The organism is Streptomyces coffeae (assembly GCF_016741875.1).
Taxonomy (GTDB): domain Bacteria; phylum Actinomycetota; class Actinomycetes; order Streptomycetales; family Streptomycetaceae; genus Streptomyces; species Streptomyces coffeae.
On sequence record NZ_JAERRF010000006.1, the window covers coordinates 155,603 to 175,605 of the forward strand.

The 20,003-nt window shown below is 71.5% G+C and carries 14 protein-coding genes; 7 read left to right on the forward strand and 7 right to left on the reverse strand.

Annotation, left to right across the window (positions count from 1 at the left end; all coding sequences use genetic code 11):
• The first annotated feature begins 149 nt into the window (after nt 1-149).
• From JK363_RS12000 to JK363_RS12015, 4 genes are read left to right on the forward strand one after another with little or no spacing between them, the layout of a single operon-like run.
• A complete protein-coding gene (locus JK363_RS12000) occupies nt 150-3,764 on the forward strand; it encodes an amino acid adenylation domain-containing protein (RefSeq protein ID WP_201874629.1) in 3,615 nt (1,204 codons plus the stop codon).
• Nucleotides 3,765-3,785: 21 nt separating this feature from the next.
• Nucleotides 3,786-4,916, forward strand: coding sequence for an adenine nucleotide alpha hydrolase family protein (locus JK363_RS12005; RefSeq protein ID WP_201874631.1), 1,131 nt, complete (start codon nt 3,786-3,788; stop codon nt 4,914-4,916).
• A 20-nt stretch (nt 4,917-4,936) separates the two neighbouring features.
• Entirely contained in the window at nt 4,937-7,504 is a 2,568-nt protein-coding gene (locus JK363_RS12010; protein WP_201874633.1) for a type I polyketide synthase, read from the forward strand.
• Nucleotides 7,501-7,884, forward strand: a complete 384-nt coding sequence (locus JK363_RS12015; protein ID WP_201874635.1) for a LuxR C-terminal-related transcriptional regulator — start codon at nt 7,501-7,503, stop codon at nt 7,882-7,884. Before JK363_RS12010 ends, JK363_RS12015 begins: the two co-directional genes overlap by 4 nt.
• Nucleotides 7,885-7,945: 61 nt before the next feature.
• On the opposite strand, the gene JK363_RS12020 is transcribed toward JK363_RS12015, so the two are convergent.
• A complete protein-coding gene (locus JK363_RS12020) occupies nt 7,946-8,680 on the reverse strand; it encodes an SDR family oxidoreductase (protein WP_201874637.1) in 735 nt (244 codons plus the stop codon).
• A 139-nt stretch (nt 8,681-8,819) separates the two neighbouring features.
• Between JK363_RS12020 and JK363_RS12025 the strand changes: the two genes are divergently transcribed.
• Nucleotides 8,820-9,653 carry a helix-turn-helix transcriptional regulator gene (locus JK363_RS12025; RefSeq protein WP_201874639.1) on the forward strand — a complete coding sequence of 278 codons (834 nt, stop codon included), beginning with the start codon at nt 8,820-8,822 and terminating at the stop codon, nt 9,651-9,653.
• 26 nt (nt 9,654-9,679) lie between these two features.
• Here the strand turns inward: JK363_RS12025 and alr are convergent, their stop codons facing one another.
• The 4 genes from alr to JK363_RS12045 all read right to left on the reverse strand — a co-directional run bounded on the left by alr (nt 9,680) and on the right by JK363_RS12045 (nt 14,704).
• On the reverse strand, nt 9,680-10,924 hold the full coding sequence (alr, locus tag JK363_RS12030) for an alanine racemase (protein WP_201875054.1): 1,245 nt from the start codon (nt 10,922-10,924) through the stop codon (nt 9,680-9,682).
• Nucleotides 10,925-11,084: 160 nt separating this feature from the next.
• The gene (locus JK363_RS43760; protein ID WP_201874641.1) at nt 11,085-12,722 is read right to left on the reverse strand and encodes a PucR family transcriptional regulator; all 1,638 of its coding nucleotides are present in this window, start codon (nt 12,720-12,722) and stop codon (nt 11,085-11,087) included.
• Between the two features lie 148 nt (nt 12,723-12,870).
• Entirely contained in the window at nt 12,871-14,205 is a 1,335-nt protein-coding gene (locus JK363_RS12040; protein ID WP_201874643.1) for a hypothetical protein, read from the reverse strand.
• Nucleotides 14,206-14,299: 94 nt separating this feature from the next.
• Nucleotides 14,300-14,704, reverse strand: a complete 405-nt coding sequence (locus JK363_RS12045; protein ID WP_215910845.1) for a DUF6336 family protein — start codon at nt 14,702-14,704, stop codon at nt 14,300-14,302.
• 186 nt (nt 14,705-14,890) lie between these two features.
• On the opposite strand from JK363_RS12045, the gene bglX reads away from it, so the two are divergent.
• On the forward strand, nt 14,891-17,185 hold the full coding sequence (bglX, locus tag JK363_RS12050) for a beta-glucosidase BglX (RefSeq protein ID WP_201874645.1): 2,295 nt from the start codon (nt 14,891-14,893) through the stop codon (nt 17,183-17,185).
• Nucleotides 17,186-17,207: 22 nt separating this feature from the next.
• Here the strand turns inward: bglX and JK363_RS12055 are convergent, their stop codons facing one another.
• Nucleotides 17,208-17,762 carry a GNAT family N-acetyltransferase gene (locus JK363_RS12055; protein ID WP_201874647.1) on the reverse strand — a complete coding sequence of 185 codons (555 nt, stop codon included), beginning with the start codon at nt 17,760-17,762 and terminating at the stop codon, nt 17,208-17,210.
• An 86-nt stretch (nt 17,763-17,848) separates the two neighbouring features.
• Nucleotides 17,849-18,658, reverse strand: a complete 810-nt coding sequence (locus JK363_RS12060) for a class I SAM-dependent methyltransferase (RefSeq protein ID WP_201874649.1) — start codon at nt 18,656-18,658, stop codon at nt 17,849-17,851.
• Nucleotides 18,659-19,023: 365 nt separating this feature from the next.
• Here JK363_RS12060 and JK363_RS12065 point away from each other — a divergent pair, with 365 nt between their 5' ends.
• A complete protein-coding gene (locus JK363_RS12065) occupies nt 19,024-19,920 on the forward strand; it encodes a LysR family transcriptional regulator (protein ID WP_201874651.1) in 897 nt (298 codons plus the stop codon).
• Nucleotides 19,921-20,003 lie beyond the last annotated feature (83 nt).

Genomic DNA, 20,003 nt, shown 5'->3' on the forward strand with positions numbered 1-20,003 from the left:
ATGGATGGCGGCGCTCATGAGGAGAAACCCTGAAATTGTGCAGCAGATTTCCGATCGGACCGAAAATCAAGTGAAGTTCGATTGAGGGTGGCTACGAATGGCCTCCGACGTGGCGCGGACCGCGCTGAACGAGGAGAGCAAGGAGTCGCGTGCACATTTCACCCGGCATATACCCGGAAGACGACGATCGCCGTTCCACACGGTTCCGCTGCCTCCTCGTCGGAGCGAACGCGCTGGTCGTGAGCTGCGCGGAACTACTGCTGAGCCGTGGCCACGAGGTGGTGGGGCTGGTGTCCGAGGACGCCGGCATCCGTGACTGGGCCCGCCAACGGAAGCTGTCGACCCATGGCTTCGGAACCGATCTGACCGATCGGCTGAGCGCGGAACCCTTCGACTATCTGTTCAGCATCGCCAATCTTCGGATTCTTCCGGCCCCCGTACTCGATCTGCCCCGCCGACTGCCGGTGAATTTCCATGACGGACTGCTTCCGCGGCACGCCGGGCTGTACGCGACCACGTGGGCCGTGGCGGACCGCGAGGTGTCCCACGGGGTCACCTGGCACATCATGACGGAGCGGGCCGACGAGGGAGACATCCTGGTCCAGCGGGCGGTCCCGGTGACCGACCAGGACACCAGCCACACCCTCAACGCCAAGTGTTTCGAGGCTGGTTACGCCTCCTTCGGCGAGTTGCTCGACGGCCTGGAGAGCGGAGGTGTCCCGCGGACACCACAGGACCTGAGCGCCCGGAGCTACCACGGCCGCTTCGACCGTCCACCGGGCGGCGGGTTCCTCACCTGGGACCGGCCGTCCGCGGTGCTGCACGCCGCCGTCAGGGCCGCCGATCTGGGGCCGCACCCCAATGAGTTCGGCACCGCGAAGATCGTCATCGGGGACACCCCTGCCCTGGTGGGCGGTCTGACTCCCCTTCCCGGTCCCCCCGCGGCGCCACCGGGCTCCGTACTGCGCAGCGGCCAGGACGGTCTGGTGGTGGCGACCGTGGACGGCGCCGTACGGCTCACCCGGCTCACCACCCCCACCGGGGAACCCCTCACCGCCACCGCGCTGGCCGCGCGCGGGGTACGCCCGGGACACCGGCTGCCCGGCCCCGACCCGGGGCTGCTCGGCGCCGCCAGTGTGGCCCAGACCGGCAGTCTGCGGGACGAGCGCTACTGGGTCCGGCGCCTCGCCGAGTTGACTCCCGCCGACCTCATCCGGGCCGAGGGTGCCGAGCGGGGCAGCGGCGGCCATGTCACCGTGTCCGTCCCCGTGCCGCCGGCCGCCACCCGCGCCGCCGCCATCACCGGGCTTCGGCGCGATCAGTGGCTGCTCGCCGCCCAACTCGCCTTTCTCGCCCGGCTCGGCACGGACGGTGAGACCGATGTGCACTGGCGGGCCGCCCACCCCGCCACCGGACATCCGGCGGTGGACGCGCTGTACGCCTCCTTCGTACCGCTGCGTGTCCCGTGTGTGGACGGCGCGGACATGGCCACCTTCGGCGCGCTGCTGGCCGAACGGACCGCGGAGGCGGACCGTCACCGGACCCACCCCCATGACCTGTGGGTCCGTCACCCCCGGCTGCGCGCCCACCGCCCACCGGCCCCCGGTCTGCCGATCGCCGTCGAGGTGTGCGACGACCTCGCCGTGCCCGCCGCACCCGCCGACGGCACGTCCCTGCTCATCCGCATCCCGCGCGGGAGCGGCGGGCCCGGCCAGTGGGTCGCCCGCGAGGACACCTGCGACGGCCGGACCCTCGCCCTGCTCGCCGACTACGCGACCGCCTTCATGGCCGCGGTGGCCACGGGGGAGGGGAGCGGCGATCTGACCCGTATCCCGCTCGGCAGTCCGGCACACCGCCGCGCCGCCACCCGCTGGAACGACGCGGCGGCGGGCGGTCCGCCACCGGACGGCTGTGTGCACCAGCTGGTGGCGCGGCAGGCCCGGTTGCGCCCGGACGCCCCCGCGGTGTCCTGCGGTGAACGCGTCGTCAGCTACACGGAGTTGGACCGCGGATCGTCGGCGCTGGCCGGCCATCTGCGGGACCGGGGCATCGGCGCCGGATCCCTGGTCGGGGTGTTCCTGGACCGGACCGCCGAGCTGCCGGTCACGCTGCTGGGCATCATGAAGTCGGGAGCGGCCTATGTGCCGCTGGACCCCATCTATCCGCCCGAGCGCATCGCGTACATGCTCATCGACACCTCGCTCTCCCTGATCGTCACCGAATCACGGCTGGCCGGGCGGCTTCCCGAGGGCCACGGCGAGGTGCTCGTCCTGGACCGGGACCGGCCGGTGATCGCCGCGGCGCGTCCGGAGCCCGGTGACGACGTCCGCGGTGACCAGGACGTCTATGTGCTGTACACCTCGGGCTCCACCGGCCGCCCCAAGGGCGTACGGATCGGCCACCGCGCCCTGACCAACCTGGTCCGCTCCATGTGCCGCACGCCCGGGGTGACCGGGCGGGACACCCTTCTCGCGGTCACCACCGTGTGCTTCGACATCGCCGGGCTGGAGCTGTACTGCCCGCTGGCCGCCGGTGGCCGGGTCGATGTGGCCCCGGTCGAAGCCGTCGCCGACGGCGCCCGGCTGCGCGAGGTGCTGGAGCGTGTCCGGCCCACCGTCATGCAGGCCACCCCCGCCACCTGGCGGATGCTCCTGGACGCGGGATGGCCCGGCACCACGGACATTCCCCTGCCCCGCATCCTGTGCGGTGGCGAAGCCCTCACCGCCGATCTCGCCGGAGAACTGCTCGCCCACGGCGCCCAGCTGTGGAACATGTACGGGCCCACCGAAACCACCATCTGGTCCGCCGTCAAACGGATCCGCCCCCGGCAGCCGGTGACCCTCGGGCGGCCCATTGCCCACACCCGGTTCCATGTCGTCGACCGCTGGATGCGCCCGGTGCCACCCGGTGTCCCCGGCGAACTGCTCATCGGGGGAGCGGGGGTGGCCCAGGGCTATCTGCACCGCCCCGACCTCACCGCAGAACGTTTCCTGCCGGACATCTACAGCCGCTCGGACGGCACCGTCTACCGCACCGGCGATCTGGTGCGGCAGCGCGCCGACGGTGAACTGGACTACCTCGGCCGCCTGGACGACCAGGTCAAACTGCACGGCTATCGCATTGAACCGGGTGAGATCGAGGATGCTCTGCGCCGGCATCCCGGCGTCGCGGAGGCGGTCGTGGTGGTCCGCGAGGACCGCCCCGGCGACCGGCGGCTGGTCGCGTACACCGTCCCCGCCCGGCCCGGTGCACGCCCCGCCGAACTGCGCGGCCATCTGCGTGCCACACTCCCCGACTACATGGTGCCCACCGCCTTTGTGGAGCTCGGCGCCCTACCCCTGACCGCCAACGGCAAGACCGACCGGCAGGCCCTGCCGCGCCCCGCACGCACCACCGGCGGTGGTACCGAACCCACCGGATGCCTCGAACGCGCCATCGCCACCGTGTGGTGCCAGGTGCTGGGAGCGGACACCGTGGGCATCGACGACAACTTCTTCGAGGCGGGTGGCACTTCACTGCTGCTGATGCGGGTGATGGCCCGGATCAACGCCGATGTCGGCGCCTCGCTGACACGCGTGGACATGTTCATGTATCCCACCGTCCGGTCGCTGGCCCGGCACCTGGACGGTCAACGGCTCGGCCGCACCGCCCCCCGCCCCGACCCGGCCGCACACCGGGGCACCGGGCGCTCCCGCTCCGGCCTCGGCGATCTGCGCAGACGGCGGCGGCAGCACCACCCGGCCGACGAGACCTCAACGGGCTGAAGCGGAAAGGAACCACCCACCATGCGCGTGTGCTCGGTATGCGCCCTGAACGAGGACCACCCCGGCGTCACCCTCGACGCGGACGGGGTGTGCAGCCTGTGCCGCCTCAACCTCGTCGGCGATCTGCTGGAGAACTTCAGCTACACCCAGCAGGTCCACGACGCGTTCACCCGCAGCGGTCCCAATCCCGACGGGCCCTACGACTGCCTTTTCATGTACAGCGGCGGCAAGGACAGCACCTATATGCTGGACAAGTTCGTCAATGAATACGGAAAGCGCGTCCTGGCCTACACCTTCGATGTGCCGTTCGAAAGCACCCATGCGGCCGACAACATCGCCCTGGCCCGGAAGAAGATCCCCGCCACCTTTGTGGTCGACTCGGACGACGACAACATCAAAACGGTGATGCGGGAGGTCTTCAACCGGCCCGTCGCCAAACCGGGAAAGTATCTCGACGAAAAGCTGCCCTGCGTCTCCTGCCGCACCTTCTTCGTCATCCGCGCGATTCTCTACGCCTTCCGCCACCGCATTCCCTACATCGCGCTGTGTGCCGATCCACAGCAGATCCTCACCATGGAATCCGACACCCGGGAGGTGGTGCGCGGCTTCTACCGCACCTTCGGCGCGAAGCTGACCGACACGGTCTTCCAGGGCGAGGCCGAGCAGGTGCTGTTCGCCGAGGAGGAGCGGCTGCCCCGGATCGTCTTCCCGTTCGTGGCCATGCGCTACGCCTACGACCCCGACCGCATCGTGGCCGATCTGAAGGCCAAGGGCCTCTACGACTCCTCCCCGCTGGAGACCCACTGCACGCTCTTCCCGCTGCTCAACTACTACTCCTTCGCCCACTGGAACTGCATGTTCTACAAGCTCAACGCCGCCAGTCAGCGGCGCGCGGTCCAGCGCAACAAGCACTACGACCGCTCGACCTTCAGCATCACCTTCCCGCGCGCCGCCGATCTCCCCGCGATCGAGGAACGGATGAAACACGTGGTCCTCGACATCGCCGAGGGCCGCGGTGAACCGGAGAAGCAGCAGCACGAACTCGTGGACCTGTTCCAGGAACTGGGCGCCACCGCGGACGCGGCACGGTTCGTCGCCGGAGGCTTCCTCGGCATGCGGACGCTCGCCGCCGAACTGGGCATCGCCCTCTAGGGCGGGGAGACGGAGGAATCATGGAACAGGCGACGGCGATCCGCGAAACCGACATCGCGGTCATTGGAATGGCATGCCGCTTTCCCGGCGCCACCACCCCGGAGGGCTTCTGGAAGAACCTCCGGGAAGGCCGGGAGAGCGTGGTGTTCTACACCGAGGAGGAGCTGCTGGCCGCCGGGGCCGACCCGGCCGAGCTGAGCCACCCGGGCTATGTCCGCGCCGGTCATCCCCTGCCCGGTGTGGAGCTGTTCGACGCCGGACACTTCGGCGTCCCCGACGACGAAGCGGAGATCCTCGACCCGCAGCACCGCCACTTCCTGGAGTGCTCCCTGGCCGCCCTCGAGGACGCCGGATACGACCCCTCGAGCTGCCCCGACGACATCGGCCTGTACGCCGGAGCCGGGATGAACACCTATCTGCTCACCCATCTCGCCGAACGCTACCGGCGTGAGACCTCGGTCGGGCGCTACCGCCTGATGCTCGCCAACGACAAGGACTTCCTCGCCACCCGGGTCTCCTACAAGCTGAATCTGCGGGGGCCGAGCCTCAGCGTCAACACCGCCTGCTCGACCGGGTTGGTCGCGGTCCACCAGGCGTACCTGAGCCTGCTCGCGGGCGAGTGCCGGATCTCGCTCGCCGGAGCCGTCCATCTGCGGGTGCCCCAGGTCGAAGGCCATGTCCACCAGGAAGGCATGATCTTCTCTCCGGACGGCCACTGCCGCGCCTTCGACGCGGACGCGGGCGGCACCGTGATCTCCAGCGGTGTCGGTGTGGTGGTCCTCAAGCGGCTGGCCGACGCGTTGGCGGACGGCGACACCGTCCACGCGGTCATCAAGGGCACCGCGGTGAACAACGACGGCTCGGCCAAGACCGGTTACACCGCCCCCAGCGTGGCCCGGCAGGCCGATGTCATCCGCGACGCCCAGCGCGTGGCCGACTGCGCGCCGGAGACCATCGGCTATGTGGAGGCGCACGGCACCGGGACACCCCTCGGCGACCCCATCGAAGTGGCGGCGCTGACCGAGGCGTTCGACGGGGTGGCGCCCGGCGGTGTGCACCTCGGCTCGGTCAAGACCAACATCGGCCACCTGGACACCGCGGCGGGGATGGCCGGGCTCATCAAGACCGTCCTCATGCTCCGCCACCGAACCCTGGTGCCGAGTCTGCACTTCCGCACCCCCAACCCCGATATCGACCTCACCGACGGCCCGTTCCGGATCGCCACCACCACGGCCGAGTGGGCGGGCGGCACCACTCCCCGGCGCGCCGGGGTCAGCTCGTTCGGCGTCGGCGGCACCAACGCCCATGTGGTGCTCGAGGAGCCGCCCGGCACCCCCGCGCCCTCCACCCCCGACGCCCCCGAACTGCTGGTCCTCTCGGCGCGCACACCCGCCGCACTCGACCGGGTGACCGACGAGCTCTCCCGCCACTTGGGACGCCACAAGGAGCTGGACCTCGCCGCGGTCGCCCACACCCTGGCCGTGGGCCGCCGCGCCCACGCCCACCGGCGTGCGGTGGTGTGCGAGGACGTCGCCGACGCCGCTCTGACGCTCGCGATCGGCGAACCGTCCCGGGTGATGGACGGAGCGGGCGACAGCGGCGCCGCCGCGTTCGCGTTCGTCCTCCCGCACATGGCCACCACACCGGTCGAGGACGCCGCCGCGCTCCACCGCTCCCTGCGCCCCTTCCGCGAGGCGGCCGATGCCTGCGCCGCCGCGCTCCCCGGGGGCGGCCCCGACGTCCTGGGTCTGCTGACCGGCGGTGGCGGCGACCGTCTCGCGTCGTTCACGGCCACCTACGCCCTGGCCCGCACCTGCCAGGCCGCGGGGGTGACACCCGCCGCACTGTGCGGCTCCGGCGTCGGAGGTGTGGTCGCCGGATGCCTGGCGGGTGTGTTCGGGCTGACCGAGGCCCTCGCCCTCCTCTTCGGCGAAGCTCCCGCCACCCTGGCCGTCCCGGAGCTGCCGCTCAGCCTGGGGGCGAACGGCCAGTGGCTGCGGCCGGAGGAGAGCTGCGACCCGGCCACCTGGACCACACTCGACCACGGCGGCGAGTGCGCCCAGGAGGCTCTGCTGAAGGAGCGGGATCTGATCGCCCTCGACCTCGCGCCCTCGCCGGGAGCCGCGGCGCCGCTCCGGCACACCCTGCTGTACGCCCTCGGCCGTGCCTGGACCCAGGGCGCGGAGGTCGAGTGGCCCGTCTGGTACGGCACCGAACACCGCCGCGTACCGCTGCCCACCTATCCCTACCAGCGCAGTCGGCACTGGGTGGAGCCGGAGCACACGTCCGGCCGGGAGAGCGCGGGGGACGGCGCCTCCGGGCTGCGGGACCGCTTCACCCGCGGTGACCGGCCCGCCCGTCAGGCCCTGGTGGAGGACTTCCTGCGGCACCAGATCGCCACCATGCTGCCCGAGCCCGGCGACACCCTCCCGGAGGCCGACGCCGACCTCTTCGAGCTGGGCATGGACTCGCTGATGCTCATCGATGTCATCGCCCGCCTCGGCGACGCGCTGGGAAGCCCCGTCACCGCCATGTTCAGCAGTGAACACCCCACGATCAGCGCGCTCGCCGGTGAGGTGGCGCGATGACGGCGGCGCGCCCGGCCACCCCGCCCCGTCCCCGGCCACCGTCCCGGACAGGTCCCGGCACGGCCACCCTCGACCCCGGGCTGACCGTCCGCCAGGCCGGCGACCTCCCCCCGCGGCACACCGAACTCCCCTGCCACCACGAGAGGTTCCTCACCGACCCCGACGCCCGCATCATCGAAGGCATCGCGGTCGGTCTCTCCACGCTGACCCTCGCCTCCCGGCTGCACTTCAGCCCCAAGTACGTCGACTACCGCATATCGCGCCTCATGCGCAGGCTCCACGCGCCCAACCGCACGGCACTGGTCGCGCGCGCCTTCTCGCTGGGCATGCTCGACGCCACCAACTGGCCCCCGAAGGTGGTGGAGGACTTCGTCGCGTAGACGCCGCACGGCGGGCACGGCGCCCCCTCGCCAGAGGGGGCGCCGTGGCCGTGACACCGGTTCACTGGGCGCTCGCGACGGGACGCACCACGATCTCGTTGACGTCCACCGCGGCCGGGGTGTCCACGGCGAAGGCGATGGCGTCGGCGATCGCCGACGCGGGGATGGCCACCGAACGATAGGTCTTCATGTCCTCACGGGCCTGCGGATCGGAGATCGAGTCCGCGAGCTCCGACTCGGTCACCCCCGGGGACACCACGGTCACCCGGATGTCACCCGCCGACTCCTGGCGCAGCCCCTCCGACAGCGCACGGACCGCGAACTTCGTGGCGCAGTACACCGCGGCGGTGGGCACCACCTCGTGCGCGCCCACCGACGCGATGTTGACGAAGTGTCCGCCACCCTGCTCCCTCATCACCGGCAGCGCTGCCGCGATCCCGTGAAGCACACCCCGCACATTCACATCGATCATGCGGTCCCACTCCGCGACCTTCAGCTCCGCCAGTGGCGACAGCGGCATCACCCCGGCGTTGTTCACCATCACATCCACCCGCCCGAACCGTTCCCGCGCGGCGGCCACGAACTCCCGTACGTCCGCGGCGTCCGTGACGTCCAGCCGCCGGAACGCCACCCGGTCCTCGCCATCCGCCAACTCCTTCGCCAGCGCGGCCAGCCGGTCGGTGCGCCGCGCCCCCAGGAAGACCCGGTGGCCGTCGGCGGCCAGCCGGCGGGCCGCCGCCTCCCCGATCCCACTGCTGGCCCCCGTCACCAGAACGACCTTCTCGGTGCCCGTCATCCCTGTCCATCCTCTCGATCGTGGAGCGGTTCCGCCCGTCACCGAGTCTGAGGAGAACGCCGCAGGTCAGCCAGGAAGCACACTGCCTGGGTGCGGCACACCCAGGCAGCACCCCGCCCGGCTGCCTAACCTTGAGGCCATGGCCGACAACGCACTCGGAGACTTCCTGCGCGCACGCCGCGCGGCGCTGCGCCCGGACGACGTTGGTATGGCGTACCACGGCCTCCGCAGGGTCCCGGGACTCCGCCGCGAGGAGGTCGCCGTTCTCGCCGGGGTCAACGCCGACTACTACACCCGGCTGGAACAGGGACGTGAACGCCACCCCTCACCGCAGGTCCTCGACGCCCTCAGCCGCGCCCTGCACCTGGACACCGACGCCCGCGCCCATCTGTACCGGCTGACCGGCACCGTCCCCGACGACCGCCACACCCCAGCCCCGGACACCGTCAGCGCGGCGCTGCGGCGGCTGATGGACGGCTACGCCCACACCCCCGCCTTCGTCATCAACCGCACCCTGGACGTCCTCGCCGCCAATGCCCTCGCCGAGGCGCTGTACTCGCCCTTCCGGCTCATGGACAACCTGGCCCGGATGATCTTCCTCGACCCCGCGGCCCGCCACTTCTTCACCCGCTGGGAGTGGAGCGCCCAGGCCACCGTGGCCAATCTGCGCCAGGCGGAGGGCTATCCCGCCGACGGCCCCCGGCTGAACGCCCTCGTCACCACCCTCACCCGGCGCAGCGCCGACTTCACCACCCTGTGGAACGCCCACGCGGTGCGTGGCAAGACCCAGGACGCCAAACACCTCCACCACCCCGAGGTCGGCCCGCTGACCCTCACCTACCAGTCCTTCGACGTCCGGGACGCCCCCGGTCAGCAACTGGTCATCTACCACGCCGAACCCGGCAGCCCCAGCGCCCAGGCACTCGGACTGCTCGGAACCCTCGACGCCACGCGGCGGCAGTCGGCCGAATAGCACCGGGCCCGGTCAACCGGCCGCGTTCATCGGCCGGTCGACCGTGCGGCGGACCGTGCACGGGACCTGGACCGGCGCGACGGCGGAGCGCAGCTACCGGTGTAGACGCGCGGTACCCGGTCGCCGACCCGGGTGACGATCTCGTACCCGATCGTGCCCGCGGCCCGAGCCCAGTCCTCCGCACCGGGCTCACCGTGGTCGCCGGGACCGAAGAGCACCACCTCGTCGCCGACCTCCGCCGGGGCGTCACCGAGGTCCACGACGAACTGGTCCATGCACACCGTGCCCGCCACCGTGCGCCGTTCACCCGCGGCCAGCACCGGACCGGTGTCGGAGGCGTGGCGCGGTATCCCGTCGGCGTACCCCAGCGGCACCACACCGAGGGTGGTCCGACGGGGTGTGCGGTAGCGGTGGCCGTAGGAGACCCCCTGCCCGGCGGGGACACGTTTGACGGAGATCAGCCGGGCGGAGAGCGTCATCGCGGGCCGCAGCCCCAAGGCCGCGGCGTCGGCGGTCTCGGGCACCGGGCTCAGCCCAAATACCGCGATCCCGGGGCGTACCAGATCGAAATGGGTCCGCGGAAGCTTCAGCGTGGCAGCGGAGTTGGCCAGGTGCAGCACCTCGGGGCGCAGCCCCGCCTTCCGCGCCATGGCCACCGCGGCACGGAAGTTCTCCACCTGTGTGTCGGCCACCGGGTGGCCGGGGGCGTCGGCGTCGGCGAGATGGGACCAGATCCCCACAACCCGGATATGCCTGGTCGCCTCGGCGCGCGCGGCGGCCTCCAGCAGCGCGGGCCACTCGGCGGACGTGGCACCGCCGCGGCCCATACCGGTGTCCGCCTTCAGATGCAGCAGACAGGGACGGCCCGCCGCCCGCGCCGCCTTCTCCGCGGCCTCGACCGCCCAGATCGCCCCGGCCGACAGCTCGATGTCCGCGGCGACGGCGGCGGCCCAGTCGTCGCCGGGAGCCAGCAGCCAGGCCATGATGCGGATCCGGTTGGTGATGCCCGAGGCACGCAGGGTCAGTGCCTCATGGATCCGTGCGGCGCCGAGCCAGGTGGCACCACCGGCCAGCGCCGCGCGGGCGCTGGGGACGATGCCGTGGCCGTAGCCGTCGGCCTTCACCACGGCCATCGTCTCCGCGGAACCCGCGGCCTCCCGCAGCCGCGCCACATTGGCGCTGATGGCCGCGAGGTCGATCCGCGCCTGTGCGAGTGGCGCGTCCTCGTGGGCCCCGTCCGCGCGGTTGCTGACCTCGTAGGAGCTGCCGATCGCCACACCGTTGTCCTTCCGTGGAGACTTCACCGGGCCCCGAACGGGCCGGGTGTGAAGCCATCGTGTCGTCGGGGACAACGCTCCGTCATCGTGCAAACGCCACTGTCGTACGGCACCGGGGAGTGCCGAACGGACAACGGGGACCGGGAAGGGGCTGTCAGACGGGGTCGAGCGCCGTGGTGTGCGGGTCGCCCTCGGAGGCTGTGGCGCTGTCGTTGCCGTACCGCCGGGCCGTGAGCTGGAGGAGCAGCGCCGAGCGCACCTCCGGGCTGTCCAGCCGCAGATCCACCACCTCCTGCATCCGGCGCATCCGGTGACGGAGCGTGTTCGGGTGGATGTGCAGCCGGGCCGCGGCCGCCTTCGCGTCACCCATCTCCTCCAGCCAGGTGTACAGCGTCGGCACATGGCTGGTGTGGTGCTCGCGGTCGTGCTCCAGCAGCGCTCGCAGCGGCCCGATGTCCGCGGTCCGGGCGCCGGTGGCGGACCGGGCGGTACGGCGGAGGACCACGGTGGCCCACACCTCGTCGTGGACAGCCGCGCCACCGGGGACCAGTCCCGCCGTGAGCAGTCCGAGGGTGTCATCCGCCTGTTCCCGGGAGTCGGCCAGCCCAGGGACGGTGGTGGCGAGTCCGCCCATGGCCACCAGGGGCGCGGCCGCGTCCCCGGAGGTCCCGGCGACGTCGCCCAGCCAGTCGGCACGGGCCCCGGACGCGGAGTTCACCGCGTCGGCGTGCACGATGCCGTAGACCACATCGCCGATCACGGCCGCGGGGGAGCGCAGCCGGGTGCCGGGGAACCGGCACAGCCGCTCCCGTACCGTCAGCCGCTGCCGCTCGGCCTCGTCGGCGTCCTCACTGGGCACCCCCACGGCGATCACCCGCCAGGGGCCGCTGGTCAGGCCGAGGAGATGCGCCGCGTCCGTGGCCCCTTCCTGCCCGTGCAGCACCTTCGCCACCATGTCCGCCAGGGCCAGCCGCTGCCGGTCCGCCTCCGCGCGCCGGCGCAGCAGATGCAGGGCGGCCGCGTCCGCGGCGTCGGCGAACGCCGCCGCCCGCTCGGGCTCGACCGGGCCCGGCACGATCGCCCAGATGGAGCCGAGCACATCGCCTCCCGCGTGCACCGGCACCACCAGCCGCGGCTTGGTGCCCTCGACCACCGCCGGGACGTAGATGGGGGTGGTGTCCTGGGCGATCCTGCGGAACACACCGTGCCGCCGGAAGTGCTCGTTGACATCCTCGGGCGCATGGCGGCCCATGATGGTGGCCACCCGCGCCTCGTCGCTGCGCTCCTGGCGGGTGGAGTACGCCAGCACACGTGAGCTGCGGTCCTCGATGGTCACCGGGGCGTCGATGATCCGGGCGATGGCATCCGCCACCCCGAACAGATCCCCGGCCTCCGCCACTCCCAGCCCGGCGGCAGACGCGGTCAGCCCCTCGCTGTCGAGCGCCGCGCGCAGCAGCGACAGCACCTGGACCCAGCCCGCCTCCGCGGAGACCCGCAACAGCGCCACGCCCGCCTCGTCCGCCGCCGCGGCCATCTCCGCGTCCACCGCCACCGGCGCCTTGAGCAGCAGGGCGGCGGCCGACCGACGGGCACACTGCGCCAGCAGCCGCAGCGCCGCGTCCCGGTCGGTGAGGTTCACCCCGAGCACCACGTCCCCCGTCCGTGGCTCGAGCTCCCCGTCCGGTTCCGCGATCACCGCGTCGCCGACCGTGACGGACAGCCGCTCAGGGGCGCACATCCCCGACAGCACTGCTGGTCCCACGGCGTCGAGAAGCCGTTGCAGACTGATCATGGCCACCACCCGCTCACCGATTGCCCACCATCCTCCCCCACGGCAGCGATGGGGGAGCAGTCGCGTCCGGGATAGGTGTGGGACACGGGGAGCGCGGCACGAGAAGGCGCGCGTGGCGAGGACGGAGCACATCCCCGGCGGACCGGGCTCAGCCGCCGTCGCCGAAGCCTCCGCCGAAACCGCCTCCGAAGTCACCGTCACCGAAGCCGCCGCCGTAGTCGCCGCCGTCACCGAAGCCGCCGTAGTCGCCGGCGTCCCCGAACGCTCCGGCCTCGTCGTAGCCGGGGCTCAGCGATCCGCCCAGCAGCGTCCCGACCAGCAGCGCGGGCAGCAGCGCCGCCCCGTAACCGCCGAAGTACCCGCCCGCCCAAGGGCCGTAGGCGGGGCCCGCCTCCCAGTACGGACGGCGTTCGCCGCCGACGGGGACGGTACGCGCGTCCGGGTCGAGGCCCTGCTCGACCCGCGTGGCGTCCGCTGCGCACGCGGGCACCGACCGCTCGGCGCCGCCGGCCGGGGCCCAGGTGACATCCCGGACCGACGGCCCGTGCCGCGGATCGAAGAAGCACGGCGGCCGCCGCTCGGGAAGGGGTGTGCCCTCACGGCGGGCGCCCAGCACCGCCAGCGAGAAGTGGCCGTCCTCCAGCGCCTCGGTGACCGCCCGTACGTCCTCGGGGCGCCGGGCGGTGTCCGACTTCGTCTTGGCCTTCTCGTACGCGTCCAGCGCGCGGCCGTAGTCATCCACCATCTCCGGGGTGGAGGACGGGTCGGACGGGTTGAAGGCGAGCCCGCTCAGCTTCTCGCCGTACGCGGTGATGTCCTCCTGGACCGCGCCGCGCACCTGCTCCAGCTCGGCCCGCTCACGCTCCCGGCGGCGCTTGCGGGTGCGCCCCATCGCGAACAGAGCGCTTCCGGCCAGCACCACCAGGATGATCAGCAGCACCAGAGCGGCGCCCATCGACGATCCGGTGGAGTCCGGGGCGCCCTGATCGCCGTCGGCCGACCGGCCGTGGATGGCCGCGGCCACATCCGCCACAAAGCCGTCCAGAACCTTCGGCAGGTCACCGGGGTGGCGGCGCAGATTCTGCTCGGCCAGCGCCTGGGATGTGCTGCCCGGCAGCACCGAGGCGTCGGACGCGGCGCCGAAGGAGGAGCCGAGTGCCACCGCGTACACACCGGGTCGGTCGGTGGCCTCACGCAGCCGCAGGAAGATGCGCTCCCCTCCGTAGGCGCGGTCGTCCGGCAGAACAGCGACGTAGACGGGCACATCCGCCGCGCGGATACGGTCCGCGAGGGTCCGTGCTTGCTGGGTGCTCAGAGCGTCGGAGGCGCGGGGATCGACATACACAGGGCGGCTGCGCAGCGCCTGGCCGATCTTGTCCACGTCCGTCTCGGCACGCGCGCTCCCGGCGGCGAACAGGGTCGCCACCAGGGCAACGAGGACGGCCAGCACCAGCGTGGCCCGTCGCCGTGTCTTACTGGGCACACCGGGCTTTTACCCACTCATACGCCTTATCGCACACGTTTCCCTGTTTTGCCGATATGCGCGTGCACACCGGCTATGTCGCCGCCGTCTACCCTCAGCTGCCGTGGATCAAGCTGTCGTAGTCGGCGTTGTCGACCAGGTGGTAGAGGCCGAACGCCCCCGGGAACAGCGCGAGTGCCAGCATGCCGAGCCGCAGCAGGACCGGGGCCGCGACGGTGACGCTCTCGGTCTGGCCCTTGATGGTGCGCCAGTCGCGGCAGCGCCGGATGTCACCGCCGCAGGCGGCCCAGAACCCGAGCCCCGTCACCGTGAACACACCCCCGCCGATCATGGCGAACCCGGCGATGACCGCCAGGAACGTCATCCGTGCGTGGTGATCGCTCACCCCGAGCGAGCCGATGCCGACGAGGGGTATCGCGGCAAGCCCGTAGAGCACTCCGCGCAGCATCACGTCCCGCAGGCGCAGCAGTGGCTGGTGTATCTCGTCCTCCCCAGTCATGCGCGCACGATATCCCAGCGTGATCCCCGTGCCACGACCGGCGAACCCGGTGGTGGGAAACTGCCCGAGGGGCGCCCCGGCGAGGCCGCCCTACGCTGGGGAAGAGGTGCGCGTTCAGCGCGTACCGGGCGCGGACGATACGGATGTCCGGCAGAACCACCTGATGCTCTTCATGAGGCGAAGACCATGGATGGTGTGCGCAGACGTACGGTGCTCGGGGCGCTCGGCGGCACCGTCGCCGGGGGCGGAGCCCTTGGACGATTCCGGCGCGGTGAGCCCCCGCCCGGCCCTCCGGACGGTGTGCGGCAGCCGTCGGAGCGCCCCCGCCCGTATGAGCCCCGGGTGCAGGCGCTGCTCGGGCGGATGACGGTGGACGAGAAGCTGGGGCAGTTGCAGCAGCTGGCCTGGAGCGCCGACACCGGCCCCGGCCGCGGGCAGAACGCGGAGGCGGTGCGGGCGGCGCGCAGGGGCGCGCTCGGGTCGGTGCTCAACCTCTACGGGGCCAGGAAGACCAACGCGTTGCAGCGGATCGCGGTGGAGGAGTCCCGGCTCGGAATCCCCCTGATCTTCGGGCTCGATGTGATCCATGGTCTGTGGACCACCTTTCCGATTCCGCTCGCCCAGGCGGCCGGCTTCGATCCCGCGGTGGCCGTGCGGGACGCCGAGGTGTCCGCGCGGGAGGCCCGTTCCAACGGGGTGCACTGGACCTTCTCCCCGATGATGGACGTCACCCATGAGCCGCGCTGGGGGCGGATCGCCGAGGGCAACGGGGAAGACCCCTATCTGACCGCGGCGTTGGGGGCGGCCAAGGTCCGCGGTTACCAGGGCGACGACCTTGCCGACAACGACCGGGTGGCGGCCTGCGCCAAGCACCTGGCCGCCTACGGGGGCGCCGAGGGCGGGCGCGACTACAACAGCGTGGATGTGTCCGAGGCGCGGCTGCGCAATCTCTACCTCGGGCCGTTCGCGGCGGCCGTGGAGGCCGAAGTGGCCACCGTGATGGCCGCCTTCAACACCGTCAGCGGCATTCCGGCCCACGCCAACCGGCATCTGCTCACCGACATCCTCAAGGAGCAGTGGCAGTTCGACGGTGTGGTGGTCAGCGACTACCTCGCCATCCGGGAACTGACCGTCCACGGCTTCGCGGCCGACGGCGCCGACGCGGCCCGGCTGGCGTTCAACGCCGGTGTGGACATGGAGATGGCCAGCACCCTTCTTGCCCGGAACGGCAAACGGCTGCTCAGAAACGGCCGGATCACCATGGCCCGGCTGGACGACGCGGTGGCGCGCATCCTGCGGCTGAAGTTCCGGCTCGGCCTGTTCCGCCGCCCCTATGTGGATGAGGACGCCGCCATCACCAAACCCACCAAGGCCGCTCGGTCGGCGGCCCGCGAAACCGCGGCGCGGTCCATGGTGCTGCTCAGAAACCACACGTCGGCCCTCCCTCTGAGCACATCGGCCCGCTCCATCGCGGTGGTCGGCCCGTTCGCCGACTCCCCGGACCTCAAGGGATCCTGGGCCGGGCCCTGGGCGGTCACCCCCCGTCCGGTCACGGTGGCCGACGCCGTCAAGGCCGCTGTCCCGAAGGCGAAGGTGACCCATGTCCGGGGTGTGGACGCCCAGGGCAAGGACACCGACGACATCGTGAAGGCGGTCGCGGCGGCGAGGGCCGCCGAGGTGACGGTCGTGGTCATCGGCGAAGGCGCGAAGCTGAGCGGTGAGGCGAGCGTGCGCGGTGACATCAGTCTGCCCGGGAAGCAGGAGGAACTGATCGCGGCCATCGCGGAGTCCGGTGCGCCGTTTGTGGTGGTGCTGGTCAACGGGCGTCCGCTGACGATCGGCGGCTGGCTGGAGTCGGCCCCCGCCGTCCTGGAGGCGTGGCATCCAGGACTCGAGGGCGGAAACGCCATCGCGGATGTGCTGTTCGGGAAGGTCAACCCTGGTGGCAAACTGCCGGTGTCCTTTCCGCGCGCGGTCGGCCAGATCCCCGTCTACTACAACCACGAGAACACCGGCCGCCCCTACGACCCGCACAACCCCTACACCTCCCGCTATCTGGACCTGCCCGACGGCCCGCAGTTCGCCTTCGGATACGGGCTGAGCTACACCACCTTCGACATCGGTGAGCCGAGACTGTCGACGCGCCGGATCGCGGCCGACGCGCTGCGCCAGGGCGACACCGTCGACGTGGCGGTGACGGTGCGCAACACCGGGCGGCGCACGGGCGATGAGGTCGTCCAGCTGTATCTGCGCGATCCGGTGGCGAGCATCGTGCAACCGGTGCGCAGGCTCTGCGGTTTCCGCCGGGTCACCCTCGACGCGGGGAGGTCCACCACCGTGCGCTTCCGGCTGAGCGCCGAGGACCTGGGCTTCTGGACCCATGACCGCGACGGCAACTTCGTGGTGGAGAAGGGCGAGATCCGGCTGTACGCGGGCAACAGCTCGCTGGCCGAGGCGGAACGCACCCTGACCATCACGTAGCACGCCCTCCCCCCATCGGACCTCATCCGCGCCGAGCGCGCCACTCCGGCGCCAGCACCGACCAGACCTCGATGTCCACGCGTTCTCCCCGGTGCGGATGGCTCTTCCGCAGCACTCCGTCGCGCACCATGCCCAGCCGACGGGCGGCTTTGAGGCTCGCCGTATTGCCGGACGCGGCCCGCCACTCCACCCGGTGGATGCCGCGCACCTCGACCGCCCAGTCGATGAGCACCCCGATGGCCCGGGTGACCAGCCCGCGTCCGGCAAACGCCTCCTCCAGCCAGCAGCCGACCTCACAGCTGCCGGACTGGGCGTCGAAGATCCGGAAGAGGACCCCGCCGATGAGCGTCCCGTCGACCCAGATGCCGTAGATCCGTCCACTGTCGGTGGCCGCCTTGTCCGCGTACATCTGGAGGAAGGCAGTGGCCGACGACAGGTCGGTGGCGCGGTCCGCCAGCGAGATATGCGTCCCCACGTACTCCCGGCAGCGGTCGATGTGGGCGAGGTACTCCTCGGCGTTCCACGGCTCCAGCGGGCGCAGCTCCGCACCGTCGTCACCCAGCGATATCCCGAACACCTTGCTCCTTCACAGGTAGTCGGCCTGGTAGTTGGCCTGGGCCCAGTCTCCCTGCCGCGAGAGGCGGATCGGTATCCGGGTGGGGGTCAGGCGGCCTCGGGCTCCGACGGCCGCCCGGCGGCCGGGCCATGGGTGACGCGGATCTTCGACTGGCCGTGCGGCAGCGCCTCCCAGTCGTCCATGAAGCGCGCCTCCAGACCGTGTTTCACGGCGAGGGCGACGAGGGTCTCGGTGCGGTAGTAGAAGTCCTCGCGCAGCACCTGGTGCTCGGCGCCGTCGGTGCGGTCGAAGGTGAAGTCGAACCAGCCGCCGGGGGCCATCACCCGGCCGACGTTGGCCAGGCACTCCTCGATGACCGGCAGCGGGGAGTGCGAGAAGACACTGTGCGCGTGGATGACATCGAACCATGCGTCGGGCAGGAACCGCAGGGTGAGGTCGCGGACCGGGGTCAGATGCGGCAGCCGGTCCTGCAACCCCGACTCCACCAGGGTGTCCTGGGCCGCGGCGAGGATATCGGGCGAGATGTCGATGCCGTAGTAGTGGCCGGACTCCAGATGCCGGATGAACCGCCAGCCCGCCCGCAGGTTGCCGCATCCGATCTCCAGCATCCGGTGTTCGGGTCGCAGCCCGTGGCCGACGAGGTAGTCGAACTGCATCGCGCCCAGGGCGAGCCACCGCTCGCGGCTGGAACTGCCCACCGCGGCATCCGGGTTGGCGCGGGTGTCCGAGCGCATCACCGCGCGGTAGTAGGAGATGTGGTCCGGGAAACGATGACGCAGCCAGGCATCCCGGGCGGCACGGGTCAGATAGCGCGGTACCCGGTAGGGGTGGCGCAGCGCGTAGCTGAGGCGATGGCCGAGCGACGCTCGGTTGACGCTGACGTTCCTGGCGGGCATGGGCGGCCGGTCCTCTCGTGATGGTGATCTGGTGTCCTGGGCCTCGGTCGCGGCCTCCGTACCCCGGCGATGGTCCGGGGTCGGTGGACCGGCCACGGTGCGGACGCGGCGCGGTGGACCCCGGTATCAGCCGATCGGCTGATGGGGGAGGTGCGCCAGGCGCGTGAGGACTGGCCGCGGAGGTTTCGGACGTTCCCTCCCGGCCACCGGCTCCCCGACGAAACCCTCGGGAGCCCGCGCACCCCTCCCCGTCACTGCCGCTTCACACCGATGCGCTACGCTCCGGGAGAACGATGGTTCCCCGTGTGGGGCACAAGGCCGGAGAGGCGAGCGATGCGGTACACACCCCCCGTGGGGCACCGGCCATGACCCACCGCGCGGACCTCGTGCCGCTCCGCTCGTTCCTCACCATCTACCGCACGGGCGGAGTGGCGAAGGCCGCCGACGCCCTGAACCTCTCCCAGCCCGCCGTCTCCCGCCATCTGAAGTCGATCGAGGAGACGGTGGGGCGGCCGCTGTTCGTCCGGGCCGGGCGCGGGATCGCCCCCACCGAAGCCGGACACATCCTGGCCGCCGAGGTGGCCGGGCATGTCGACGCGCTGGAGAACGCCGTCGAGGTGTTCCGCTCGGGCGGGGACAGCGACGCGGGGCCGGTGTTCGTCGGCGGGCCGGGGGACATTCTGGCGGGCCATGTGATGCCACGGCTGACCCCGCTGCTGGCCATGGGGATGACCGTGCACTGCCGGATCGGGCTGTCACCGGACCTGGCCACCGCGCTGTTGCGCGATGAGCTCGATGTCGCCGTCATCACCAAGATCGAAGGGGCTCCGACCAAGCAGCTCTTTCTCAGACACGCCCACGACGAGGAGTTCGTGCTCGTGGGGCGCAGCGGTGAGAAGCCCTATACGCCCCGGTCGGAGCGGCGGTTCGTGGGCTATTCGCAGGGCATGCCCATGGCTCGTCGCTACTTCCGCTCCTGCTGGGGCATCGCGCCCCCGCAACCGTCGCTGACCGTGGCCGACATGCGCGCGGTGGTGGTGGCCGTGGCCGCCGGGGCCGGGCTCAGCGTCGTTCCCCGCTATGTGGCGCGGGAGGGCATCGACGCAGGCACCCTGAGTGTGCTGCACACCCCCGAGGAACCGGTGATCAACCCGATCTATCTCGCCGCCAGGCGGGGCAAGGAACATCTGCCGACTGTCCGGGCGGTGTTCGCCCAGCTCACCGACGCCCACGAGAACGCCGTCAGCGCACACAATTCCTGATAGGTCGGCGTTCCGATCGTTATGGCTCCTCTCGCGCGGATCGGATTGGCTGAGCGCGGTTCCCTTCCCCACCGCGTCACAGA

Excerpts from the sequence above, each read along its gene's own strand:
- JK363_RS12020 (WP_201874637.1), bottom strand. The coding sequence starts at position 8,680 with ATGACGGGCACCGAGAAGGTCGTTCTGGTGACGGGGGCCAGCAGTGGG.
- JK363_RS12025 (WP_201874639.1), top strand. The coding sequence starts at position 8,820 with ATGGCCGACAACGCACTCGGAGACTTCCTGCGCGCACGCCGCGCGGCG.
- JK363_RS12065 (WP_201874651.1), top strand. The coding sequence starts at position 19,024 with ATGACCCACCGCGCGGACCTCGTGCCGCTCCGCTCGTTCCTCACCATC.
- JK363_RS12060 (WP_201874649.1), bottom strand. The coding sequence starts at position 18,658 with ATGCCCGCCAGGAACGTCAGCGTCAACCGAGCGTCGCTCGGCCATCGC.
- JK363_RS12015 (WP_201874635.1), top strand. The coding sequence starts at position 7,501 with ATGACGGCGGCGCGCCCGGCCACCCCGCCCCGTCCCCGGCCACCGTCC.
- JK363_RS43760 (WP_201874641.1), bottom strand. The coding sequence starts at position 12,722 with ATGATCAGTCTGCAACGGCTTCTCGACGCCGTGGGACCAGCAGTGCTG.
- bglX (WP_201874645.1), top strand. The coding sequence starts at position 14,891 with ATGGATGGTGTGCGCAGACGTACGGTGCTCGGGGCGCTCGGCGGCACC.
- JK363_RS12010 (WP_201874633.1), top strand. The coding sequence starts at position 4,937 with ATGGAACAGGCGACGGCGATCCGCGAAACCGACATCGCGGTCATTGGA.
- JK363_RS12045 (WP_215910845.1), bottom strand. The coding sequence starts at position 14,704 with ATGACTGGGGAGGACGAGATACACCAGCCACTGCTGCGCCTGCGGGAC.
- JK363_RS12005 (WP_201874631.1), top strand. The coding sequence starts at position 3,786 with ATGCGCGTGTGCTCGGTATGCGCCCTGAACGAGGACCACCCCGGCGTC.